The organism is Actinomycetospora sp. NBC_00405 (assembly GCF_036044095.1).
GTDB lineage: Bacteria > Actinomycetota > Actinomycetes > Mycobacteriales > Pseudonocardiaceae > Actinomycetospora > Actinomycetospora callitridis.
Genome location: NZ_CP107938.1, coordinates 3,896,402 through 3,918,462 on the forward strand (window position 1 = coordinate 3,896,402; position 22,061 = coordinate 3,918,462).

Here is a 22,061-nt window from a genome sequence, read left to right on the forward strand (position 1 = left end):
CGACGCCGTGGCGCGCTACGTGTTCCTGATGTACGACGCCGAGGACTGGCACGACACCGTCGACGAGCAGGGCGTGGTCGACGAGTTCCGGCTGCACGAGGAGTTCATGACCGCCGTGGTCGAGGCCGGGGCGAGCGTGGTCGGCGGGGAGGCGCTCGAGCGGTCGTCGACCGCGAGCACCGTGCGCCGTGGCCAGGGTGACCCCCTGGTCACCGACGGCCCCTTCGCCGACACCAAGGAGGCCCTCGGCGGCTTCTACGTCATCGAGGCCCCCGACCTCGATGTCGCGCTGCACCTCGCGGCGGTGTGCCCGGCCGGGACCATCGAGGTGCGCCCGGTGATGGAGATGCCCGACGGCGTGTGATGGCGGCGCTCGACGAGGTCTTCCGCCGGGCCTGGCCCGTGGTGGTCGCGTCCACGGCCCGGCTGACCCGTGACCTCGACCTGGCCGAGGACTGCACGCAGGAGGCGTTCGAGCGCGCCCTGGCGAGCTGGCCGGCCACCCCGCCGGACAACGCGGCGGGGTGGCTGACCACGACGGCCCGCCGGATCGCGCTCGACCGTCTGCGTCGCGACGCGGTCCTGGCCCGCAAGCTCCCGCTGCTGGTGGTGCCGGGCGGTGCGGACGAGGACGATCCGCCGCCGACCGACCCGCTGCGGCTCGTCTTCACCTGCTGCCACCCGGCGCTGGCCCGCGAGTCGCAGGTGGCGCTGACGCTCCGCCTCGTCTGTGGGGTGGACGTCCCGGCGATCGCCGCCGTCCTCCTCACGAGCGAGGCGGCGGTCGCCCGCCGGATCACCCGCGCGAAACAGAAGATCGCGACGGCGCGCATCCCGTTCCGCGTCCCGCCCGAGGAGGACCTGCCGGACCGGCTGGACACCGTGCTGACCGTCGTGCACCTCGCCTACACCGCCGGGCATGTCGCAGCCCACGGGGCCTTGCGCGACGACGGGCTCACCGAGCGCGCCACGGAGCTGGCCCGGATGCTCGTCCGGCTCCTGCCCGACGAGCCCGAGCCGCGGGCGCTCCTCGCGCTCGTCCTGCTCACCGAGGCCCGCGGGCCGAGCCGGACGACCTCCGACGGCGACCTCGTCCTGCTCGCCGACCAGGATCGGTCGCGGTGGGATCGCGCGCTGATCCGGGAGGGCCTCGTCCTCGCGACGGCGGCGCTGCGGCACCCGCGGCACGGCCGGTTCGCCCTGCAGGCCGCCGTCGCCGGGCTGCACGCGACGGCCCCGAGCTGGTCGGACACCGCGTGGGCGCAGATCGTGACGACCTACGACGCGCTCATGCGGCGCTGGCCGTCACCCGTGGTCGCGCTCAACCGCGCGGCGGCGCGCAGCCGGCTCGAGCACGCCGACCTCGACGAGGTGCTGCGCGAGATCGACGCCCTCGCGCCCGACCTGGCGGGCTACCCCTACCTCCCGGCGGCCCGGGCGGACGTGCTCGCCCGGCTCGGACGGACCGGCGAGGCGGCCGGGGCCTACGGCGACGCGCTGGCCCTGACCACGAACGCCACCGAGCAGCGGTACCTGGCCCGTCGGCGGACCGAGGTGCGCCTCCTGCCCTCGTGAGCTCAGGCCGCGCGCAAGGAGGGGGTCGTCGGTGCCGCGACGGCCGTGGCCGCTGCCGGTCGGACGGCGTGGCTGCCCCCACGCCGCCCGACCGTCCGTCCACCGGAGTGCGGGGTGGCCTCCGGTCGACGGACCTCCGCGACGTCGCGGCGCGCGCTACCCCGGCGCCGCGACGGGTCCTTGTCCCGCATCCAGGCCTGCGCGGGCTCCTCCACCCAGCGGTAGGCGAGGTGCGCGAGCAGCACCGACGCCACCGCGAGGTGGGGCACGAGCAGGGCGGCCGCGGCCGTGTCCGGGGCGAGCGCGGGGATGCGCGTCATGGCGACGAGCGCCATCTCGATCAGCGGGAAGTGCACGAGGTACAGGGCGTACGAGATGCGCCCGCCGTGCCGCAGGCGCGGGGTGCCCAGGACGCGGGCGACCGGGCCGTCGGTGAGCGCCAGCGCGCCGAGCAGCACCGGCAGCATCGGCACGGCGAGGAAGATGCGGGCGTCGGCGCTGACGGCGGCGGTCGCCGGCGCGGTGGCGGCCCAGTAGACGACCAGGGCGATCTCGGCGAGCGCGAGCACCAGCACGCGGTGCGCCCAGCGCGAGACCGTCCGGTTGCGCGGCACCCGGCGCACGACCAGCCAGGTGAGCACGCCCGCGGTGAAGCCGGCGACGAGGCGCACGGCCCAGAAGCCCTCGAACGCCCCGTTCAGCGCGCCCTGCACGGCGAAGACGGCCGTCGGCATCGCGGCGAGCACGGCCAGCACCGCGAGCACCGGGCGCGGCCAGCCCCGGACGAACCAGGCGGCGGCGGCCAGGAGCGGGAAGGCCAGGTAGGCGGCCCACTCCGCGCTGATCGACCACGCCGGCAGGACGAAGGACACGCCGTCGATGCCCGGCGAGTCCCACATCTGCGTCATCGTGAGCTGACGGAGCCAGCTCAGGGGGTCCAGGCCGGGCTGGGCGCCCTGCCACGTGACGACGCCGTCGCTCCCCAGGACGGCGCGCGCCGCGCACCACAGCCCGACCAGGACCACCACGACCGCGTAGAGCGGCCACACCCGGGCGAGTCGCGCCCAGACGAAGCCCAGCGCCTGCCGCGGCCCCGGCGCACCACGCCACCGGTCGAGGTAGGAGCGGGCGAGGAGAAAGCCCGAGAGGGCGAAGAACAGGTCCACCCCGAGCGGGCCCGCCGTGAGCAGCGGGGCGACCGGCCCGAACCACGCGGCGTAGCCCGTGACGGGCAGGAAGCTCAGGTGGTGGACGAGGACCCAGACCGCGGCGACCGCGCGCAGCCCGGTCAGCGCCGGGATCTCGACGGTGGCCGACCGACCCGCCGGGGCCGTCGGGCGGGGCGACGTTCCGCCCCGCGGCGCCGGGATGTCGTGGTCCTGCCCCACCACCGTCCGCATCGCGCCTCCCCGACGTCCACCGGCGGGATCGGCGTCCGCCGACCCTCGACCTGGTTAACGGCTCCGAGTGGCCGGTACCTGATACTCCGATCGGTGGATCGGTGGGTGCCGCCGTTCGATCAGGGATCACGCGGGGTCAGCACTGTTGCTCTCCGTCACCTTCCCACGAACGGAGCAACCACCGGCGAGTGGCGGTGACACCGGGTCGAGGGTCGGCGTCCGGACGGCGCTGCGGAGCCGCTGTCCGCCGTCCGGGCCGTCCGTACCGCCAGCTCCTGCCCGATCGGAGAGGCTGGCGCTTCCAGGTGTTTCTCCGTTGCCAGCAGTATGCAACAGTGCGGACCATGACCCTCGCGATCGCGCCGCCCGTCGTCCGCGCCGTGCGCTCCGAGGATCTCCCCGCGGTGGGGCGGCACATGCGCGGCATGCTCGAGCGCGAGATCGGCGGCTACGACCCGCGCCTGCACGCCGACATCGACGATCTCGCCGGCACGTATCTCGGTGCGCGGGGCACGCACCTGCTGGTCGGCTTCGCCGAGGGACCCGACGGGCCCGTCGTCGCCGGTACCGCGTCCGTGCGCGCCGGGGGCCCGAAGCCGCAGTTCACGCCGGCGTGGCTCACGCGCCGCTACGAGGGCCGGCGCGTCGGCCAGATCTGCCGGGTCTGGGTCGACCCGGGGCACCGCCGCCTGGGGGTGGGCCAGCTGCTCGCGACCCGGGCCGCGCGGTGGGCGCTCGACGCGGGCTACGACCCGGTCTGCCTGCACACGAACGCGTCGATCCCGGGGGCGCTGGCGTTCTGGTCGAGCTTCCCCGGCGCGGTGCTGGTGCACGACGCGCGCCCGGACCCCTGGTCGACGGTGCACTTCGAGATCGACCCGGCGGCGTTCACGGCCACCGCGGACCTCGCGGCCTGAGCCGGTCCGGGCTCAGCGGTCCTGCTGCGGGATGCGCCCGCCGGCGCCGCCCGCGGTGCCCCGGCCGGCGTTCGGCGTAGAGCGGGCGGCCTGCTCGCGCAGCAGGTCGCGGATCTCGGCGAGGAGCTCGACGTCGGTGGGGTCGGCGGGGCCGGCCTCCTCACCGCGCCGGCGCCGCACCTCCACGATCCGCAGCGGCGTGATGACGAGGAAGTAAATGACCAGGGCGGTCAGCAGGAACGTGATGACCGCGTTGATGAAACCCGCGTAGTCGAAGACGACACCGCGCACCACGAACGACCCGGCGAATTCGCCACCGCCGGAGAACACCTGGATCAGCGGCTTCAGGAATGCACTCGTGAACGCGGTGACGACGGCCGTGAACGCGGCTCCGACGACGACGGCGACCGCGAGGTCGACGACGTTCCCGCGGAGCAGGAAATCCTTGAATCCCTTGAGCACGACGACGGCCTCCGGGTCGAGAGCGGAATTGCGGGCCGAGGATAGGGCATCGTCCCGCGCACCCGACCTGAACACGCGCGGGCCCCGGCCCCCGAGGGGAGGCCGGGGCCCGGGGCCCGGTGCAAGGCCCTCCCCCGACGGCTGACCTCGCACCGGGGGTCCGTGGCGGCCCCGGATTCCCGGGGCAGGTGGTTGCACGAGCACCCCGCCTCGGGCCGGCCTCGACCGGTGAGGCGGGGTGCACGAGCAGACCTGGGCGTCGCCGCCGAAGCGGGGTCGGCGGCTCCGCTCGTCGTCGAGGCCTAGTTGTCGGCCGCGACCTCGTTCTCGCAGCTCTTGCTGACGCCGGCGCCCTGCTCGCTGCCGCCGCCGACCGAGCTGAGGATCGGCACGTTGCCGGCGATGTCCTGCACCGGGACCTGGACCCCGAGCACGTTGACCGGCACGTTGTTGCCGCAGGCGTTGATCGGGACGATGGTCTGGGTATCGCTCAGGTTGACCAGGCCGTGCTGCTCGACGGAGCCGTCACGGTGGCCACCACCGTCACCGGCGAAAGCGGCACCGGTGGTGGCGGCCAGGCCGGCACCGATCAGGGCGGTGGCGGTCAGGGAGCGACGCACAAGGTTCACAGCAGGTACTCCTCGCTGGTGGGTCTTCGACCCCGTTTCGACGGGACCGTGGAGAGAAACGGGAAAGGGGACGACCGGTGTCCGGAGAGCGGGTCTTCCCCTGCTCATCTCCGTGACCGGCACTCGGGAGCCCCGACACCGCAGAACGCGACGGCCTCGTGGGGTGCCGCCGCGGTCCGGGCGCGCTCGCGTCGTCAGTCGTTCTCGGCGGCGACGTCGTTGTCGCAGTTCTTGGCGACGCCCGCGGCCTGCTCGCTGCCGTGATCGACCGGGCTGAGGACCGGGATCTGGCCCGCGACGTCCTGGATCGGGACCTGGACCCCGAGCACGTTGACCGGCACGTTGTTGTTGCAGGCGTTGACCGGGACGATGGTCTGGGTGTCGTTGACGTTGGCGAGCCCGGCCTGCTCGTCGCCGCCGCGCTCCTGAGCGATGGCGGCACCCGGGACGAGGGCACTCATGCCCGCACCCAGCATCGCGGTGGCCAGGACGGTCTTGGCGAATCGCGCCATGTTACTGCTCCATTCGGGGTCCGATTAGGCCACTTGATGCAGCCCGATGGTCACAATGATCTAACGGCGAGGACGGGCGTCCGATGCGTCCGGGCACGGACGGTCACGCCATCGAGTGACCATCAAGCCGTAACGACCGAGGTACCGACGGCCTGACCTGCACGAACCCGCAAGCGGCGGGGGCCGTCTGCGCGCACGGGGTGCGGAGTGCCACGGCCCACGCCGCCCTCATCGGACGCGGCGCCGGCTCACCCGTTCGCCGCGTCGCGCGCACAGGTGCGGGAGCAGGGCGGCACCGGTCGTGACTCGCTACCGTTCGCCCGTGTCGTCACCGACCGCCCCGTCCACCCCGCCGGCGACCTCCCTGCGGCGCCCCCTCCTCGCCTGGGCCTCCTGGGACTGGGGCGTCGCGTCCTTCCAGGCCGTGATCACGACGTTCGTGTTCACCGTCTACCTGACGGGGACCGTCGCGGCGGACGAGGCCAGCGGCTCCTCGGCGCTCGCCACCACCATCGCGATCTCGGGCCTCCTCGTCGCGCTGGTCGCGCCCGTGTGGGGGCAGCGCAGCGACGCCGCCGGGAAGGAGTACGGGCGGCAGCGGCGGCTCGGCGTCCTCACCGCCTTGACGGTGGTGGCGACAGTCCTCATGGCGTTCGTGACGCCCGTGCCGTCGTCCCTCCTGCTGGGTCTCGTGCTGCTGGCCGCCGGCACGTTCACCTACGAGCTGGCCCAGGTCGAGTACAACGCGCTCATCTACCGCCTGGCGCCGCCCGGGCGCACCGGATGGGTCTCCGGCTTCGGCTGGGCCGCGGGCTACGTGGGCGGGATCGTCCTGCTGGTCGTCTGTTTCGTGTTCTTCCTCTCGGACGCTCCGGTCTTCTCGTTCGCCGAGCCCGGGATGTCCGTGCGGGTGATCGCGGTGATCTGCGCGGTGTGGCTCGCGGTCTTCGGGCTCCCGGTCCTGTTCATGCGGTTCCCCTACCCGCCGCCTCCCGGCGACGAGGACGCCGCGCGGGTGAGCGTGCTCGGCTCCTACCGGCTGCTGGTCCGGCGACTGGCGCGCCTCTACCGCGACGACCGCCACCTGCTCGGCTTCCTCGTCTCCAGCGCGATCTACCGGGACGGGCTCACTGCGGTCTTCACCTTCGGCGGCGTGCTCGCGTCGGGGACCTTCGGACTGACCCCCGGCGACGTCATCATCTTCGCGATCGTGGCCAACGTGGTATCGGCGGTCGGCGCGGTCGTCGGGGGCTGGCTGGACGACCGCGTCGGACCGAAGATCGTGATCATGGTCTGCCTGGCGGCGCTGGTCGTGACGGCCGGCGGCATGCTGTTCGCGTCCGGGCCCACCGCGTTCTGGATCGGCGGGACGTTCCTGTCGCTGTTCGTCGGGCCGGCCCAGGCGTGCTCGCGGAGCTACCTCGTGCGCCTCGTCCCGCCGGGGCGCGAGGGCGAGCTGTTCGGGCTGTACGCCACGACGGGACGCGCCGTGAGCTTCCTGGCGCCGGCGCTGTTCGCCCTGTTCATCACGCTGTTCGGGGCCCAGCGCTGGGGCATCCTCGGGATCGGGATCGTGCTCCTGCTCGGGCTCGCGACCCTGATCCCCGTCCGGGCGGTGGCCGGCAGCGCGGCGGCCGGCGAGGAGGCCGTCCGCACGTGACGCGCCGTCAGCTCAGGCGCGCCCCGATCCAGCGCACCAGGCGGGCCCCGAACTCCGCGACGAGGATCCAGAAGATCGCCGCCAGGCCGTAGTTCACGACGTAGGCGAAGATCGGGTCCGCGAGCACGAAGAGGTCGCGGAAGCCGAGCACCGCGGTGTCGGCGACGCCGCCGATGAAGCGCGCGACGCCGTTGGCGACGTTGACCCCGACGATCGTCAGCACGATCGACGCGACGAGCACGGCGGCGAGGACGTAGCCGATCACCCGGACGACGGTCGCGAGGACGTTCGCCGCCTTCCAGATCGTCTCGCCGACGTTCCGCGGGGCGCGCTCCTCGCGGCCGTGCGGAGCCTCGGCGCCGGTCTGCTCGGAGTCCTGGGTCTGCTTCTGGTCCTGCTGCTGCTGGTCCTGCTGCTGCTGGTCCTGCTGCTGCTGGTCCTGCCCGGACTCCTGAGACTGCTGCTGGTCCTGCTGCTCGGAGTCCTGGGACTGCCGGGTGTCGTCGGAGCCCTTCGATTCCGAAGCCCCGCTCGAGCTCGAGCCCTCGCCGGAGGACGCCCCGGAGTCGGACGACGCCGTGGGGCTCGCGCCCTGGTCGGCCGTGCTGCTCGCCGTCCCGGTGCTCTCGCCCCCGGCCGCGCTCTCCTGGTCGTCGGTGTCGGTCCCGCCCTGGGTGCGCTGCGCACCGGCCTGCTCGGTCACGCCCGGCATGATGGCACCGGGTCCGTGACCGAGCACTACCGAGGGGTAGCTCACATGGATGTCGCGCCGTCGATGTGCTCGCGGAGCATGTCGGCGTGGCCCGCGTGCTGGGTCGTCTCGGCGATGATGTGGAGCATCACCCGGCGCACGGACCAGGAGGTCCCCGGCTCGTGCCACGGGGCCTTCGGCAGCTCGTGGCGGGCGTTGAGGTCCGGGAGCGACGCCAGCGTCTCCTCGGTACGCCGAGCGACGTCCTCGTAGTGCGCGACCACGCCGGCGAGGGTCTCGTCGGGCAGGAGCTTGAACTCGTTCTCGCGCTCGACCAGCCAGGCGGGCTTCTCGTCGAGGCTCGCGATCCAGCCCTCGAAGTCGTCGATCGTCATCCCCTCGGGCAGCTCGAAGCCCTCCTCGGCCGAGGCACCCTCGACCGCGAAGCGCATCCAGCCCTCCTCAACCTTCGCGACGTGCTTGATCAGCCCGCCGAGGGTGAGCTGCGACTGCGTCGGCCGGGACGCGGCCTGCTCGTCGGTGAGGTCGCGGGTGGGGAAGACGAGCCAGTGGCGGGCCTGGGCCAGCTCGGCGAGGAGGTCGGTCCGCTCGTCGGCGTCGGTGCTGGTCATGGCGGTCTCCTGCGCGGTGAGGGTCATCCGGGGCCTGCTTTCATCGTCGTCCCTGATGAGGACGACGTTAAGCAGCCAGGCGGACAGCTTCGGTCCGCCTCTCCCGACGAGTGCGTGCGAGGATGCGGCTTTCCTGGCACTGGGTGCAAGCGTGGACGCAGGGCTTGCACCCAAGGGTCGGCTCAGCGGAAGCGGTCGAAGACCTGCTCGCGCCAGGCCTTGCGGCTCACCAGCTCGCCCATCGCCTCCTGGTAGCGCGCACGGGCGGACGGCCAGGCCTTGGCGATCTCGGCGTGCAGCGCCACCGACTCGCGCAGCATCGACCAGAACATCTCGCGGTCGCGCTTGCGGAAGGTGACCCCCGAGCCGTCGGAGGTCGTCACGGCGGCCCCGTCGAGGCGGGAGAGCATGAACCACTGGCTGTGCTCGGCCGGGACCTCGCGCTGCGGGCGCTCGAGGGCGTCACGGTCGACGGGGCGCATCTGGTGGGCGAGCCCGCGGGCGAGCGCGGCGACCTGCGCGACCTTGCCCACCGGCGGCTTCGGCCACAGCTGCGACTCGCGGGCACCCATCGGAGAGCGGGGCACCTCGTCCGCGCCACGGTGCACCATGCCGTCCGGGAACTCCGCGCGGGTGGCCCGCACGGCGCCGAGGGCGGTCGGCAGCGCGCCGAACAGGGACTTCGGCCCGGACAGGAAGTCGCGCATCGCCATGTGGTGCAGCGCGATCGTCGAGTACTCGAGCAGGAACAGGTGGCGCAGCGTGCGCTTGAGGGAGTCCGCGAGCATCGCGCGCGGGTTGTCCGGGCCGTGCAGCGCGCCGACGACGAGGCGGTTGCGGACGTGGAAGTACGCCTGCCAGTCGGAGCTGTCGTCCTTCTCCACGAAGGAGAGGTGCCAGATCCCGATGCCGGGCACGGTCGCGGTCGGGATGCCGTGGCTGCCGGCGCGCAGGCCGTACTCGCAGTCGTCCCACTTGATGAACAGCGGCAGCGGCAGCCCGATCCGCTCGGCCACCGAGCGCGGGATCAGGCACATCCACCAGGCGTTGTAGTCGACGTCGGTGCGCCGGTGCATCCACAGCGTCTCGCGCAGCGAGTCGACGGCGAAGTCGTGGTCGTCGGTGGTGTGCGGGGCGAGCTGCCAGAAGAACGTCCCGCGGTCGACGACCTCGCCCATGGCGTGCAGGTGCGAGCGCGCCTGCAGGGAGAGCATCTGGCCGCCGACGAGCATGTCCTCGCGGGCGAACCGCGAGAACGCCAGCGCGCGCAGCACCGAGTCCGGCTCGAGGACGATGTCGTCGTCCATGAACAGGATCTGCTCGGCGTCGGTGTTCTCCAGCGCCTCGTACATGATCCGCGCGTAGCCGCCGGAGCCGCCGAGGTTGGGCTGGTCGATGATCCGCAGCTTGTCGCCCAGCGCCGCGGCCGCCTCGTCGAACCCGGGCTGGTCGCGCACCTTGGACGAGCCCTGGTCGGGGATGATCACCGCGGTGAGCGAGTCGCGGACCAGCGGGTCGTCGCCGAGGGTCTGCAGCGTGGCCACGCAGTCCGTCGGCCGGTTGAAGGTCGGCATGCCGACGGCGATCGCGGCCCGTCCGGGCGCCTCGCGCTCGGCGTACCAGCCGCCCGCGACGAGCTCGAGGGACGAGCCCTCGCTGGTGAGGTCGAACCACACCCAGCCGCCGTCGCCGAACGGCGCGAGCGAGACGGGGACGACGACCTCGTGCTCGGTCTCTCCGGCGTCGGGGTCCTCGGCGCCGACGACCTCCCCCGCCACGTGCACGGCCACGCCGCGCGCCGTCGAGCGGTGGACGTCGACCCGTCCGCGGCCGCGCAGGCGCAGCCGCAGGGTGATCTCCTCGAGGATCGACCAGCGCCGCCAGTACGCGGCGGGGAAGGCGTTGAAGTACGCCGCGAACGAGACCTCGCTGCGCTCGGGCAGGCGCACGCCGGTACGGGACACGACCTCGGCGACGCGCTGACCGCTGCGGCGCACGTGCATCACGTACTCGTCGGCGGTCTCGTCGTAGGTCCCGGGGCGGTGGGCGGTGGGGGCGGTGGTCTTCACCGACGTCGCGGTGCCCTCGTCCAGGTACAGCGCGCGGACCGAGGTGGGCTCGGCCGGGCGCGGCAGGATGACGCGCTGCAGCAGTGCCGTGCCCGCGGGACGCACCGACATCTCCACCGTCCCGCCGGCGCCGCCGCGCCGTCCCTTGTCCACCGTGCTCGTCACACCGACGACGGTAGCTGCGAGGGGGCGCCGGACCCGGGAGCACCCCGGCGGGTCGGACGGGTCGTCGCCCCCCACGATCGGGTCGACCGGGGCCCGTGGCGGTCAGCAGACCAGGCCGGAGGGGCAGTTCCTCGGGTTGTACTCCGACGGCTGGGTCGGGGCCGTCGTCGTGTGGTGCTCGGACGTGGGGTGGGTGCCGCTGTGCTGCGTGGGGTGCCCGCCCTCGTGCCCGGAGCCGCCGGAGCCCCCGCCCGAGCCACTGCCCGACCCGCTGCTGGTGTCGCAGGCGGCCAGGGTCAGCACGGCGGCGCAGGACAGCGCCGCGAGGACGCCGGCGGCGGACCTCCGACGCGTCGGGCCGATCAGGGGAGCGGGCACCAGGAGCCTCCGTGGGCGCAAGGATCTACGGACTCGGTGACCGTACGCATACGGACGGCCGACCGAAGCGGCCGAACGGGTGTGGGGATCAGCCCTCGGCGAGGTCGGCGCCGTCGAAGGACTCGCCCTCGGTGAACCACGGGGCGATGCGGTTCTCGAACAGCGTCAACGCGGAGCCGATCGCCATGTGCATGTCGAGGTACTTGTACGTCCCGAGACGGCCGCCGAACAGCACGCGGCGGTTTGTCGCCTCCTTGCGGGCGAGCTCGCGGTAGCGCTCGAGCTTGGCGCGGTCCTCGGCGGTGTTGATCGGGTAGTACGGCTCGTCGCCGGACTCGGCGAAGCGGCTGTACTCCTTCATGATGATCGTCTTGTCCGTCGGGTAGTGCTTGCGCTCCGGGTGGAAGTGCCGGAACTCGTGGATGCGCGTGTAGGCGACGTCGCGGTCGGCGTAGTTCATGACCGGCGTGCCCTGGAAGTCGCCGGTGGTCGTGAGGACCTCGGGCTCGAAGTCCAGCGTCCGCCAGCCGAGCTCGCCCTCGCTGAAGTCGAAGTAGCGGTCGAGGGGGCCCGTGTAGACGGTCGGCACGTCGGGCGGCAACGAGTCGCGCATGTCGAACCAGTCGGTGTCGAGGCGCACTTCGATGAGCGGGTGGTCGGCCATCCGCTCGAGCCAGGCCGTGTAGCCGTCGACCGGCAGGCCCTCGTAGGTGTCCGAGAAGTACCGGTTGTCAAAGGTGTAGCGCACCGGCAGGCGGCTCACGATCGACGCCGGCAGCTCCTTCGGGTCGGTCTGCCACTGCTTCGCGGTGTAGCCGGCGAAGAACGCCTCGTAGAGCGGGCGGCCGACCAGCGCGACGCCCTTCTCCTCGAAGTTCTGGGCGTCGTCGACGTCGATCTCCGCCGCGTGCTCGGCGACCCAGGCGCGGGCCTCGTCGGGGCTCATCGTGCGGCCCGCGTACTCGCAGATCGTCGCCAGGTTGACCGGCATCGGGTAGACGCGGCCCTGGTAGATCGTGAAGACCCGGTGCTGGTAGCCGGTGAAGTCGGTGAACCGGTTGACGTACTCCCACACGCGCCTGTTCGACGTGTGGAAGAGGTGGGCGCCGTAGCGGTGCACCTCGATCCCGGTCTCCGGGTCCGGCTCCGAGTAGGCGTTGCCACCGAGGTGGGAGCGGCGCTCGACCACCAGGACCCGCTTGCCCAGTTCGGTGGCGGCCCGCTCGGCCACGGTCAGCCCGAAGAAGCCCGAGCCCACCACGACGAGATCGGGGCTGTCGACGAGGTCCGGATCCGTGCTGCTCACGGCATCGACGGTAGCCGGGCGGGTGTGCCACTCCTGGTCGGGGTATCCGTCGACATGCCCACCGTGGAACGCACCGCGCACTCCCCCGCCCCGGCCGGGACCGTCCAGGCCTACCTGCGCGACTTCGCCAACGCCGAGGAGTGGGACGCCGGCACGATCTCCTGCACCCCCGTCGACGACACCCCGGTCGGCGTCGGCAAGCAGTGGCGCAACGTCTCGGAGTTCCGCGGGCGAGAGACCACGCTGACCTACACGCTCGAGGTCGACGAGCCCGGCCACCTGCGCATCGTGGGCCGGAACAAGACCGTCACCAGCGAGGACGACATGTACCTCGCCGACGACGGCCCCGGCACCACGGTGACCTACCGCGCGACGTTCACCTTCCACGGCGCGGCGAAGCTCGCGACCCCGCTGCTCGTCCCCGCCCTCGGCAAGCTGGGCGACGACGCGCAGGAGACGCTGCAGAAGGCGATCGAGGGCCTCCCGGTCGGCTAGGACGTCGGCGGGCGGTGCGAGGCCCAGGGCATCGCCTGCTCCAGGTCGGCGGCCAGCGCGAGCAGCGTCGACTCGTCGCCGTAGGGCGCCATCACCTGCACGCCGACCGGCCAGCCCTCCTCCTCGGTACGGCCGAGCGGGAGCGAGATCGCGGGGTTGCCGGTGACGTTGGACAGCGCGGTGAAGCCCGCCGTCGAGAAGATGTGGTCGTACCACCCGCGGGCGTCCCGTGAGGCGTCGTTCTGGTCGAGGTACCCGAGGGGCGTGTTCGGGACGTTCATCGTCGGCGTGAGGACGACGTCGTAGCCCTGGTGGAACTCCGCGACGGCCCGCCGGGTCGCGTTGAAGACGCGGTCCGCGGCGTACAGGTCCGACGCCTTCAGCCCGCGGCCGAACTCGGCGCACGCCAGCGTCGCCGCCTCGAGGACGTCCGGGCCCGGGGTGACGCCGAGGGCCTCGGCCAGGCCGTCGACGCCGTCGGCGAGGAAGCTCGTCCAGGCGACGAGGTTGGCGGCGTCGAACGCATCGGCGTCCAGCGACGGACCGGCGACGTCGACGGCGTGGCCCAGGCCCTCCAGCGCCCGCGCCGCCGCCTCCGTGGCCTCGACGCAGCGGGGATCGACCGCGCCGGACCCCGAGAACGGCGTGGTCTGCACGGCCACCCGCAGCCGGCGACTCCCCGCCCCGACCTCGTCGAGGTAGGGCCGAGCCGGGTCGGGCAGCAGGTAGCGGTCGCCGGGCTCGGCGCCGTGCACCGCGTCGAGCAGCCCGGCGCAGTCGCGCACCGTGCGGGTCACGACGAACTCGATGCCCATCCCCAGCAGCGGGTCCGCGTAGTCCGGCCCGGGCGACGTGCGTCCCTGGCTGGGCTTGAGCCCGACCAGCCCGCACGCGGCCGACGGGATGCGGATCGAGCCGCCCCCGTCGCTGGCGTGGGCGACCGGCACGGCCCGCGCGGCGACGAGCGCCGCCGAGCCACCGGACGACCCGCCGGGGCTCCGGCTGGTGTCCCAGGGATTGCGCACCGGGCCGGTGGCGACCGGCTCGGTCGTGGCGTTGAACCCGAGCTCCGGGGTCGCGGTCACCCCGAGGGTCGCGAGCCCGGCCCGGCGGAAGCGCGCCATGAGGTGGGTGTCGGCCGGCATGGGCACGCCCGCCCCGAGCATGCGGCTGCCGGCGGTCTGCGCCACCCCGGTCGCGTGCAGGATCAGGTCCTTGATCGCGAACGGGACGCCGGCGAAGGGCCCGTCCGCGGCGTGGTCGAGCGGCGCGGCGAAGCGCTCGCCGACCAGCGCGTTCAGCTGCGGGTCGACCGCGTCGAGGGCGGCCGTCGCGGCCTTCTGGACCTCCTCGGCGGAGACCTGTCCGTCGCGCACGAGCGCGGCCAGGGCGGTGGCGTCGAGGTCGGCGTACTCGTGGGCTTCCATGGATCCTCCCGGGGTCGGCGTCCCGGACGTTAGGGCCGGCGAACGGCCGGCACATCGGTCGGTTGACGGACTCGTGAGTGGCGAACGGACGCTGGTCGGTGGCGCCCCGGCGGCAGTAGCGTTCTGCGCATGACCGCCGTGGCGGCTGCCCGCGAGCTGCGGTCGTTCCTCCGGCACCACGGCAGCCGTACGCCCGGCGCCGCCCGCACGGTGCTCGACGGGCTCCACGACGTCGTGCCCGCCGACTGCGTGGCGATCTCGGTGTGGGACCCGACAGTGGGCGCGCACCGGACCCTCGCGTCGTCCTACCCCGCCACGGCCACCGCGCTGATCGACGGACGGATGCACACCGACCGCCTGTTCGCGGTGGTGCGCGCGGGTGGGCGCCCGGTGCGCGTGCGCGACCTCGAGCCGGCGCGGCGCCGCGGCGAGATCTTCGAGCGGATCATCGACCCGCACGGGTTCCGGGACGGGGTCACCCAGTGCCTGTTCGCCGCCGACGGCCGCTACGTCGGCATGCTCAACGCGAGCTCGCTCGACGGCCGGCATCCCGACGACGACACCGTGGCCCTCCTCGAGCTCCTCGGCGCGGAGCTCGCCGCCGCCCTCGACCCCGTCCCGGTGCCGTCCGCGCGCACCGGCGGGCTCGGCGACGGCGGTGGGGACGGGGTGGTCGTCGAGCGGGAGGGGCGGGTCGTCGTCCTCTCCGCGGGGGCGCGGCCCGACCTGGTGCGCCCGCCCTCCCCGCTCGCCGACCTCGCGGCCTCGGTGCTCGCGGGCGCCCCGGTGCCGGGCCGGGTGCTGCTCGTCGCGGCGACCGGGGAGGTCGTCGACGTCGAGCTGCACGCCACCGGGATGGGCGTGCTCGTGCTCCACCGCGAGGTCGGACCGCCCGCCGGGCTCACCGTGCGGGAGCTGCAGGTGCTCGACGGGGTCGGCCACGGCCTCTCCAACCCCGAGATCGGCGCGCGGCTGGGGATCGGGGCCCGCACCGTCGCCACCCACGTCGAGCACGTGCTGGCCAAGACCGGCGCGCGCAACCGGGCGGCCGCGGCCCGGTGCGCGGCGCGGTGGGGTCTGCTCGTCACGTAGCGCGCATGGAGCGCGAGCGAGTGCGTGGCGTTACGGACACCCAGTGTCTGCGACGGTCCGCCGCTGACCCGGGCACCGGTCACCCGCCGTCGTCCTGCGCCGGCGGGCAGGCCACCGGGGGCCCGGCCCCGATCCGCCCGGCCATCCAGGGCAGGGAGTCGGAGAACGCCTGCGAGAACACCGCGAAGGTGTGGCCGCCGCCGGGCACCACGACCTCGCACGTGCTGATCCCCGCCCGGCGGGCGGCCGGGACGAGCGTGGCCGCGGCGGCGGCGGGCTCGGAGTCGGCGTCGCCCACCTCGAACCAGCCGCCGAGCTGCGGGAAGCGGCGCGCGGCGAGCAGGTCGGCGGGCTCGTGGGCGGCGAAGGCCTGCTGCGAGCCGCCGAACAGCTCGGCCACCGCGGAGTCGGTGTCGGCGTTGGTGTCGCCCGCCCGGGGTCCGGCGAGGCCGGCGTAGTCGCCGAAGGTCGCGAACAGGTCGGGGTGGCGCAGCGCGAGCATCAGCGAGCAGGACCCGCCCTCGGACAGGCCGGCGACGGCCCACCCGCGGCCCGGGGGCGCCGTGTGGAACACCTGCTCCACGAACCCCGGGACGTCGACGGTCAGGTAGGTCTCGACCTTCCCGTCGGGGCCGTCGACGCACTCGCTGTCGCCGTCGATCGTGCCGTTGACGTCGGGCATGACGAGGATCGGCGCCACCCCGTCGTGCGCGAGCGCGTAGGCGTCGGCGGTGGCCGCGGCCTGGCCCCCGTCCAGCCAGTCCTGCGGGGTGCCGGGGGTCCCGTGCAGCAGCACGACCACCGGGAGCTCCGGACGCGGGCGGGCGAACCAGGCCGGCGGCACGTAGATCGTCCCGGGGCGGCCGACGAATCCCGAGCGCTTGCCCGGCAGCACCGTGGTGGTCACGACACCCCGGTCGGGCCGTTCGGTGCGCGACAGCAGGGCCGCGAGCTCCACCTCGTCGGACGGGGGCAGCCCCATCACGTCGCCGAAGGTGCGGAAGTAGTCGAAGTGCGCGTTGATCGCGGCGCCGGTGCCGAGCAGCACGAGCACCGTGGTCACCAGCACGACGACGGTCCGGCCGAGCCTGCTGAAGCGCCCGACGCGCGTGCGCAGCGCGAACACCAGCCCGAGCACGACGACGAGGGCGACGATCGCCCCGACGCCGAGGAACGAGCCCGTCGTGATGTCGATCTCGGCGATGCCGTTGACGCTCACCCGGCCGCCACCGCCGCCTCGTCACCGGCCTCGCTGTCGCTGCCGTCGCGGCGCGCCCGCCGCCGTGCCAGCGCCGCGAAGACGAACGGCGGCGCCGAGAGCACGACCACCGCGGCCGCGAGCAGGAGCACGTAGGTGACGGTGCTGCCGGTGGCGAGCTGGCCGGGCGGCACGAACCCGAGCACGAAGGCGACCACGCACCCCACCAGCCCGATCCCGCCGACCGCGTACACGCCGGGCAGGCCACCGGGGATGCGGTAGGGGCGGAGTGTGTCGGGCTGGAGGTGCCGTAGGCGCACCACCGCCGCGAACATCAGCCCGTACATGATGATCACGATCTGCGCCGTCACCGCGGAGAGCATCCAGTACGACGTGCTGACGCTCGGGACCAGCAGGAACAGCAGGGTGAAGACGGTGCCGGCCGCCCCCTGCAGCAGCAGGAGCGTCACCGGCACGCCGTTCGCGTTGAGCCGCCCGAGCCGCACGGGCACCGAGCCCTGCCGCGCCACCGCGGCCACCCCGTTCGCGGGCCCGAGGATCCAGGGCGCGAGGTGGGCGATGCCGCCGAACGCCACCACCAGCGCGAGCGGGGCGACGGCCCACCCGACGCCGAGGCGGTCGAGCACCCGGGAGAAGAGCTCCATCGTCCCGGACACCAGGCTGATCTCGCTCGCGGGCACGACCATCGCGAGGAAGAGCGAGCCGACCACCGAGAACACGACGACGACGCCGACGCACAGGGCGATCGCGCGCGGGACGGTGCGCCCGGGGTCGCGGGTCTCGCGGGCGTGGAAGCCCGCCATCTCCATGCCGGTGAACAGCAGGATGATCCCGCCGAGGAACGCGAGGTCGTTGAGCTGGACGTCGGGCACCAGCGCGCCGGCCGAGAACGGGATCTCGCTCGGGTTGCCCTGGGCGAGGTACGCGACGGCGAGCAGGACGAGACCCACCGCCGGGATGATCGAGCCGGCGAGCGTGCCCACCGAGCCGATCCACGACGAGGTGCCGACCCCGCGCAGGCTCACGATCGTCGTCGCCCAGAAGAACGCGAGCATGACCACGACGAGGAAGAGCTTGTCGTTCGCCAGTGACGGGTCGATCGCGTAGGCGAGGCTCGCGGCCATGAACGAAAGCACGGTGGGGAACCAGGCGACGTTCTCGGCGTAGTCGCACCAGACGGCCAGGAAGCCGGCGCGCTCGCCGAACGCCTCCTTGACCCAGGCGTAGACGCCGCCGTCGCGCGGCCAGCCCGTGCCGAGTTCGGCGGCGACCATCGCGATCGGCACGAGGAAGACCACGATCGACAGCGCGAACAGCGCCAGCATCGACCAGCCGTACTCGGCCATCACCGGCAGGTTGCGGATGCTGACGATCGCCGCGATGTTGATCATCGCGAGGGCCAGGATCCCGAGCTTGGCGTTCACCGGGCGCCCTTCGCGAGCAGCATCGCGTCGATGCGGTCGGCCACCACGTCCTCCGCACCACCGCCGACGACCACGACGAGGTCGCCGTAGGTGCGCACGGTCGTCGACGTCCGCGTGCGCTCGGGCCCCTCGTAGCTCCGGGCCGCGGCGTCGCGGTCGGCGTCGTCGGCGAAGGCGTCGGCCTGGACCGTCGCCGTCCGACCCCCACGGCACTGCGCGGCCACGACGAGCGTGCGGGCGGCGACGGCGTCGGTGGCCCGCGGGTCGGCCAGATCGGTGCGCGAGCAGACGACCAGCCCCGCCGCGGCGATGTCGCCCTGGAGCGCGTCCAGCGCCCCGGCCCCGCGCGGGCCCTGGGGGGACCGGTTCCCGCCCGAAGCGATGACGACGACGGTGACCACGACGGCCAGCGCCATGCCGACGAGCAGGACGATCAGCACGACGTCCCCGAACCCGCCGCCCTTCGTCCGGCGCGGGTGCGCCTCGATGACGCTCACGCGGCTGTTCTTCCCGCGGCAGTTCCGCTGCGCTTCATGCCGCCGCCGCACCCGGTGGCGCCGAGGGGTCCGCGGGGGTGCTCGACGGCGACGGCGCCCCGCCCACGGCGGCGGGGACGAACAGCGGGCCGAGCCCCGGGACGGCGAGGAAGCCCTCGGCGCCCGCGTAGAGCAGGCCGACCCGGGGCAGGTCGGCGGGGCTGCGGTACGCGAGCACCCGCGGCAGCCACTGCGGCCCGAACTTCTCGTTGAAGTCGTGCAGCGAGCGGACCTGGAAGAAGGGGTTGAGCACGCCCACCGCGCGCCGGGCCAGCTTCTGCGTCGCGGTGAAGGGCACGTCGTCGGCGAACAGCCGGCCCCACATCGCGAAGTTCATCGACAGGCGGGTCACCCCGCGCTCGTCGAGCGCCGCGGCGCTCTTCGCGATGAGGAACTCCGTCATCCCGTTCGGGGCGCCGGGGTCGTGGCGCATGAGGTCCAGCGTGTAGCCGAACGTCGTGCCGGTGGCCGGTCCGCCGTAGGCCGGCACGAGCCGCAGGAAGCCGCCGGGCACGCCGTCGGCGTCGAGGGCGACGCAGAGCAGGAAGTCGCGGTTGGCGTCGGATCCGGTGATGTCCTGCGAGAGCGACATCGTGAAGCCGCGCTCGGGGTCCTTGCCGCGCCACTTCTCCGAGATCGCGTTGAGCGCCGCGACGAGCTTCGGCGACGCCGCCGACTCGGCGATCATCTGGAACCGGTACGTGCGCTCCACCCGCCGCACGGCCGCGCGCACGCTCTTGCGCTCGCGGCCCTCGAGGGTGAACGACGGGCAGTCGATGATCGCCTCGTCGCCCAGGTAGAACGACCGGAAGCCCCGCGAGGCGAGCAGGCCGCCCTCCTGCGTGTCCTCCTCGCGGGCGGCGAGGAACGCCGGGGTCCACGCGCGCTGGGCGCACATCGCCAGGAACTCGTCGACGACGGCCGGCAGCGACGCCTCGTCGCCGATCGGGTCGCCGGCGGCGAGCGCGTAGCCGCCCAGGTACGTGTACGCGATCATCGCGCGCCCGTCGGAGCCGAAGAAGAAGCTCTTGTCGTCGCGCAGGGCGAAGGCGGCGAGCGTGTCCCACCCGTAGGTCTGCACCAGGAGCCGCGCACGGCTCCAGTCGTCCCGCGTGTGCGGATCGCGGGCCGCGAGCGGCCGGAACAGCAGGATCAGGAAGACGACGAGCCCGACCACCCCGAGCGCGAGCAGCGCGGCCGGGAACGTCTCGGCGAACAGCCGCCGGTCGAAGGTGTAGGGCCCGTCGATCCCGACGAGCCCCCCGAAGATCGTCTCGAGGCCGCCGAGCACCGTGAGCTCGGGCGTCATCCGCCCGCTCTGCAGCCCCAGCGAGACGAAGCCGAACGCCAGCACCGCGGCCAGGTAGACCGGCACGAAGCGCAGCAGGCGCAGCAGGGACGGCGGGTCGGCCGGCGCGCGGAAGTTCTTCCGGGCGACGAGCAGCAGGACGAGCAGGGCGACGCTGATGCCGAGCCCCACCTGGTGCGGGCCCTTGAGGATGTGCGCGACCAGCGCGATCGCGGAGAGCCCGACCGCCACCCGCCACGCCGCCTGCTTGCGCTTGGCCAGCTGGTCGGCGAGCAGCAGCAGGAGCAGGCCGATCGCCGCCGAGAGCACGTGCCCGGTGACCGCGAACCACGGCGGGACGAGGTCGACGTTGACGCGGTCGCCCAGCCGCTCGTGGACGATCGGGACGTGCACCAGCAGGTGCAGCAGGCCCGCGAGCGCCGTCAGGCCGGCGATCACCGTGACCACCCACGGCCGCCTCGGGGGGCCCTCGTCGGTGGCCACTGCGGCGCCGGCCGTCGCGACCGCCACCGGGGCCGCCGGCGTCGCCGCCGCGAGGGCGGCGGCGGGCATCGGGGTGGGCGGCAGGACCGGCCGGTGGGCGCCGCCCGGGCCACCGCCGGGCGGCGGGGCGAACTCGGGGCGCAGCGTCGGGAAGAGGATGACCTCGCGGATCGAGTCGACGCTCGCCAGCAGCATCACGAGCCGGTCGATGCCGATCCCCAGCCCGCCGGTGGGCGGCATGCCGTACTCGAGGGCGCGGACGTAGTCGAGGTCGATGTCGCCTGCCTCGGGGTCGCCGTCGCGCTTGGCCTGCGCCTCCTCCTCGAAGGCCGCCATCTGCACGACCGGGTCGTTCTGCTCGGAGTAGGCGTTGCACAGCTCGAAGCCGGCGACGATCAGCTCGAAGCGCTCGCTGTAGGCCGGGTCGTCGCGGTGCGCGCGGGCCAGCGGGGAGACCTCGCGCGGGTAGTCGATGCAGAACACGGGGCCGACGACGTCGTGCTGGACGCGCTCGTCGTAGACCTCCTTCATCAGCCGGCCCGGGCCCCAGCCCTGCTCCCACGCGATCCCGAGGCGGTCGAGGGCGGCCCGGGCGTCGGCGATCGGCATGTCCGGGTGCATCACCTCGCCGGTCTTCTCGGCGATCATGTCCGCGAAGCGCCGCCGGGGCCACGGCGGCCGGAGGTCGATCTCCTGGCCCTGGTAGCGCACCGTGAGCTCGTCGCCCAGCGCGGCGTGCGCGGCGGCCACGACCATGCCCTCGGTCAGGTCCATCATGTCGTGGTAGTCCGCGAAGGCCTGGTAGGCCTCGAGCATCGTGAACTCGGGGTTGTGCCGGGTGTCGACGCCCTCGTTGCGGAACACCCGCCCGAGCTCGAACACCCGCTCCATGCCGCCCACGATCAGGCGCTTGAGGTGCAGCTCGAGGGCGATCCGCAGATACATGTCGAGGTCGAGCGCGTTGTGGTGGGTGACGAACGGCCGGGCCGACGCGCCGCCCTGGATGCTCTGCAGCACCGGGCCCTCGACCTCGGTGAAGCCCTTCTCCGCGAGGTGGTGGCGGATCGCGTGCACGGCGGCGTGGCGAATGCGGAAGATCTCGCGGGTGCGCTCGTTGACCTCGAGGTCGGCGTAGCGCTGGCGGTAGCGCGTCTCGACGTCGGCGAGGCCGTGGTGCCCTCCGGCCGGGGGCCGCAGCGCCTTGGCCAGCAGGGCGCACTCGTCGACGCGGATCGAGAGCTCGCCGCGCTTGGTGGTCATCACCGTCCCGCGTACGCCGACCCAGTCACCGCGGTCGAGGTCGTCGATGGCGACGTGGGCGTCGTGCCCGACGACGGCGGTGTCGACGAAGAGCTGGATGGTGCCGCTGCGGTCGCGCAGCGTCCCGAAGCTCAGCCCGCCCTGGCGGCGCAGACCCGTGAGCCGGCCGGCGACGTGGACCTCCTCGCCGGTGAGCGTGTCGGGCGCGAGGTCGCCGTGGGCGGCGCGGAGGTCGGCCAGAGAGTGGTCGACCGGCCAGCGGTAGGGCTCGGTCTCCCCCGCCGCGCGGCGGGCGGCGAGCTTCGCCGTGCGGATGTCCTGCTGGTTGAGGTGCGCGTCGTGGCCGTCGGCCTCGGGGCCGGCCGCGGGGTCCGGCGCGTCGGCGGGGGCCTCGTCGTGGGCGTCCGTGTGGGCGTCCAT

Annotated in this window: 20 protein-coding genes; 6 read left to right on the forward strand and 14 right to left on the reverse strand. The window is 73.6% G+C overall.

The features are described 5' to 3' along the window. Window positions 1-7 precede the first annotated feature (7 nt). Both OG774_RS19255 and OG774_RS19260 read left to right on the forward strand, forming a co-directional pair. Complete coding sequence (locus OG774_RS19255) at window positions 8-364, forward strand: YciI family protein (protein WP_328303366.1); 357 nt, start codon at window positions 8-10, stop codon at window positions 362-364. Beyond that, a complete protein-coding gene (locus OG774_RS19260) occupies window positions 364-1,575 on the forward strand; it encodes an RNA polymerase sigma factor (protein ID WP_328311034.1) in 1,212 nt (403 codons plus the stop codon). Before OG774_RS19255 ends, OG774_RS19260 begins: the two co-directional genes overlap by 1 nt. 2 nt (window positions 1,576-1,577) lie before the next feature. Here the strand turns inward: OG774_RS19260 and OG774_RS19265 are convergent, their stop codons facing one another. Further along, the gene (locus OG774_RS19265; RefSeq protein ID WP_328303368.1) at window positions 1,578-2,975 is read right to left on the reverse strand and encodes an acyltransferase family protein; all 1,398 of its coding nucleotides are present in this window, start codon (window positions 2,973-2,975) and stop codon (window positions 1,578-1,580) included. A 344-nt stretch (window positions 2,976-3,319) separates the two neighbouring features. Between OG774_RS19265 and OG774_RS19270 the strand changes: the two genes are divergently transcribed. After that, window positions 3,320-3,892: a GNAT family N-acetyltransferase gene (locus tag OG774_RS19270; protein ID WP_328303370.1), complete on the forward strand. Its 573-nt coding sequence runs from the start codon at window positions 3,320-3,322 to the stop codon at window positions 3,890-3,892. A 12-nt stretch (window positions 3,893-3,904) separates the two neighbouring features. Here OG774_RS19270 and mscL read toward each other — a convergent pair whose 3' ends face one another. From mscL to OG774_RS19285, 3 genes are all read right to left on the reverse strand, one after another. Next, the gene (gene mscL / locus OG774_RS19275) at window positions 3,905-4,354 is read right to left on the reverse strand and encodes a large conductance mechanosensitive channel protein MscL (RefSeq protein ID WP_328303372.1); all 450 of its coding nucleotides are present in this window, start codon (window positions 4,352-4,354) and stop codon (window positions 3,905-3,907) included. Between the two features lie 302 nt (window positions 4,355-4,656). Next, a complete protein-coding gene (locus OG774_RS19280; RefSeq protein WP_328303374.1) occupies window positions 4,657-4,983 on the reverse strand; it encodes a hypothetical protein in 327 nt (108 codons plus the stop codon). A gap of 194 nt (window positions 4,984-5,177) precedes the next feature. Next, window positions 5,178-5,495: a hypothetical protein gene (locus tag OG774_RS19285; protein WP_328303376.1), complete on the reverse strand. Its 318-nt coding sequence runs from the start codon at window positions 5,493-5,495 to the stop codon at window positions 5,178-5,180. A gap of 322 nt (window positions 5,496-5,817) precedes the next feature. Here OG774_RS19285 and OG774_RS19290 point away from each other — a divergent pair, with 322 nt between their 5' ends. Beyond that, window positions 5,818-7,155, forward strand: coding sequence for an MFS transporter (locus tag OG774_RS19290; protein WP_328303378.1), 1,338 nt, complete (start codon window positions 5,818-5,820; stop codon window positions 7,153-7,155). 7 nt (window positions 7,156-7,162) lie between these two features. Here OG774_RS19290 and OG774_RS19295 read toward each other — a convergent pair whose 3' ends face one another. The 5 genes from OG774_RS19295 to glf form a co-directional block, all read right to left on the reverse strand. Beyond that, window positions 7,163-7,858, reverse strand: a complete 696-nt coding sequence (locus OG774_RS19295; protein ID WP_328303380.1) for a hypothetical protein — start codon at window positions 7,856-7,858, stop codon at window positions 7,163-7,165. A 50-nt stretch (window positions 7,859-7,908) separates the two neighbouring features. Continuing rightward, entirely contained in the window at window positions 7,909-8,478 is a 570-nt protein-coding gene (locus OG774_RS19300) for a DinB family protein (RefSeq protein ID WP_328311036.1), read from the reverse strand. A 182-nt stretch (window positions 8,479-8,660) separates the two neighbouring features. Then, on the reverse strand, window positions 8,661-10,712 hold the full coding sequence (locus OG774_RS19305; protein WP_328303382.1) for a glycosyltransferase: 2,052 nt from the start codon (window positions 10,710-10,712) through the stop codon (window positions 8,661-8,663). A gap of 102 nt (window positions 10,713-10,814) precedes the next feature. After that, complete coding sequence (locus tag OG774_RS19310) at window positions 10,815-11,090, reverse strand: hypothetical protein (RefSeq protein WP_328303384.1); 276 nt, start codon at window positions 11,088-11,090, stop codon at window positions 10,815-10,817. Window positions 11,091-11,178: 88 nt separating this feature from the next. Continuing rightward, the gene (gene glf, locus OG774_RS19315; RefSeq protein ID WP_328303386.1) at window positions 11,179-12,396 is read right to left on the reverse strand and encodes a UDP-galactopyranose mutase; all 1,218 of its coding nucleotides are present in this window, start codon (window positions 12,394-12,396) and stop codon (window positions 11,179-11,181) included. Between the two features lie 54 nt (window positions 12,397-12,450). Between glf and OG774_RS19320 the strand changes: the two genes are divergently transcribed. Next, a complete protein-coding gene (locus tag OG774_RS19320; RefSeq protein WP_328303389.1) occupies window positions 12,451-12,891 on the forward strand; it encodes an SRPBCC family protein in 441 nt (146 codons plus the stop codon). Here OG774_RS19320 and OG774_RS19325 read toward each other — a convergent pair. Continuing rightward, a complete protein-coding gene (locus tag OG774_RS19325; protein WP_328303391.1) occupies window positions 12,888-14,318 on the reverse strand; it encodes an amidase in 1,431 nt (476 codons plus the stop codon). The two genes, OG774_RS19320 and OG774_RS19325, sit on opposite strands and share 4 nt — an antisense overlap. A 129-nt stretch (window positions 14,319-14,447) precedes the next feature. Between OG774_RS19325 and OG774_RS19330 the strand changes: the two genes are divergently transcribed. Further along, a complete protein-coding gene (locus OG774_RS19330; RefSeq protein ID WP_328303393.1) occupies window positions 14,448-15,410 on the forward strand; it encodes a helix-turn-helix transcriptional regulator in 963 nt (320 codons plus the stop codon). A gap of 79 nt (window positions 15,411-15,489) precedes the next feature. Here OG774_RS19330 and OG774_RS19335 read toward each other — a convergent pair whose 3' ends face one another. Genes OG774_RS19335 through lysS form a run of 4 tightly spaced genes read right to left on the reverse strand, consistent with a single transcriptional unit; the run spans window position 15,490 to window position 22,061 of the window. Further along, the gene (locus OG774_RS19335) at window positions 15,490-16,629 is read right to left on the reverse strand and encodes an alpha/beta hydrolase (protein ID WP_328303395.1); all 1,140 of its coding nucleotides are present in this window, start codon (window positions 16,627-16,629) and stop codon (window positions 15,490-15,492) included. Next, window positions 16,626-18,053: an APC family permease gene (locus tag OG774_RS19340; protein ID WP_328303397.1), complete on the reverse strand. Its 1,428-nt coding sequence runs from the start codon at window positions 18,051-18,053 to the stop codon at window positions 16,626-16,628. Before OG774_RS19340 ends, OG774_RS19335 begins: the two co-directional genes overlap by 4 nt. Continuing rightward, window positions 18,050-18,550 carry a hypothetical protein gene (locus OG774_RS19345; protein ID WP_328303399.1) on the reverse strand — a complete coding sequence of 167 codons (501 nt, stop codon included), beginning with the start codon at window positions 18,548-18,550 and terminating at the stop codon, window positions 18,050-18,052. The genes OG774_RS19340 and OG774_RS19345 overlap by 4 nt, the downstream gene beginning before the upstream one ends. Before the next feature lie 34 nt (window positions 18,551-18,584). Further along, on the reverse strand, window positions 18,585-22,061 hold the full coding sequence (lysS, locus tag OG774_RS19350; protein WP_328303401.1) for a lysine--tRNA ligase: 3,477 nt from the start codon (window positions 22,059-22,061) through the stop codon (window positions 18,585-18,587).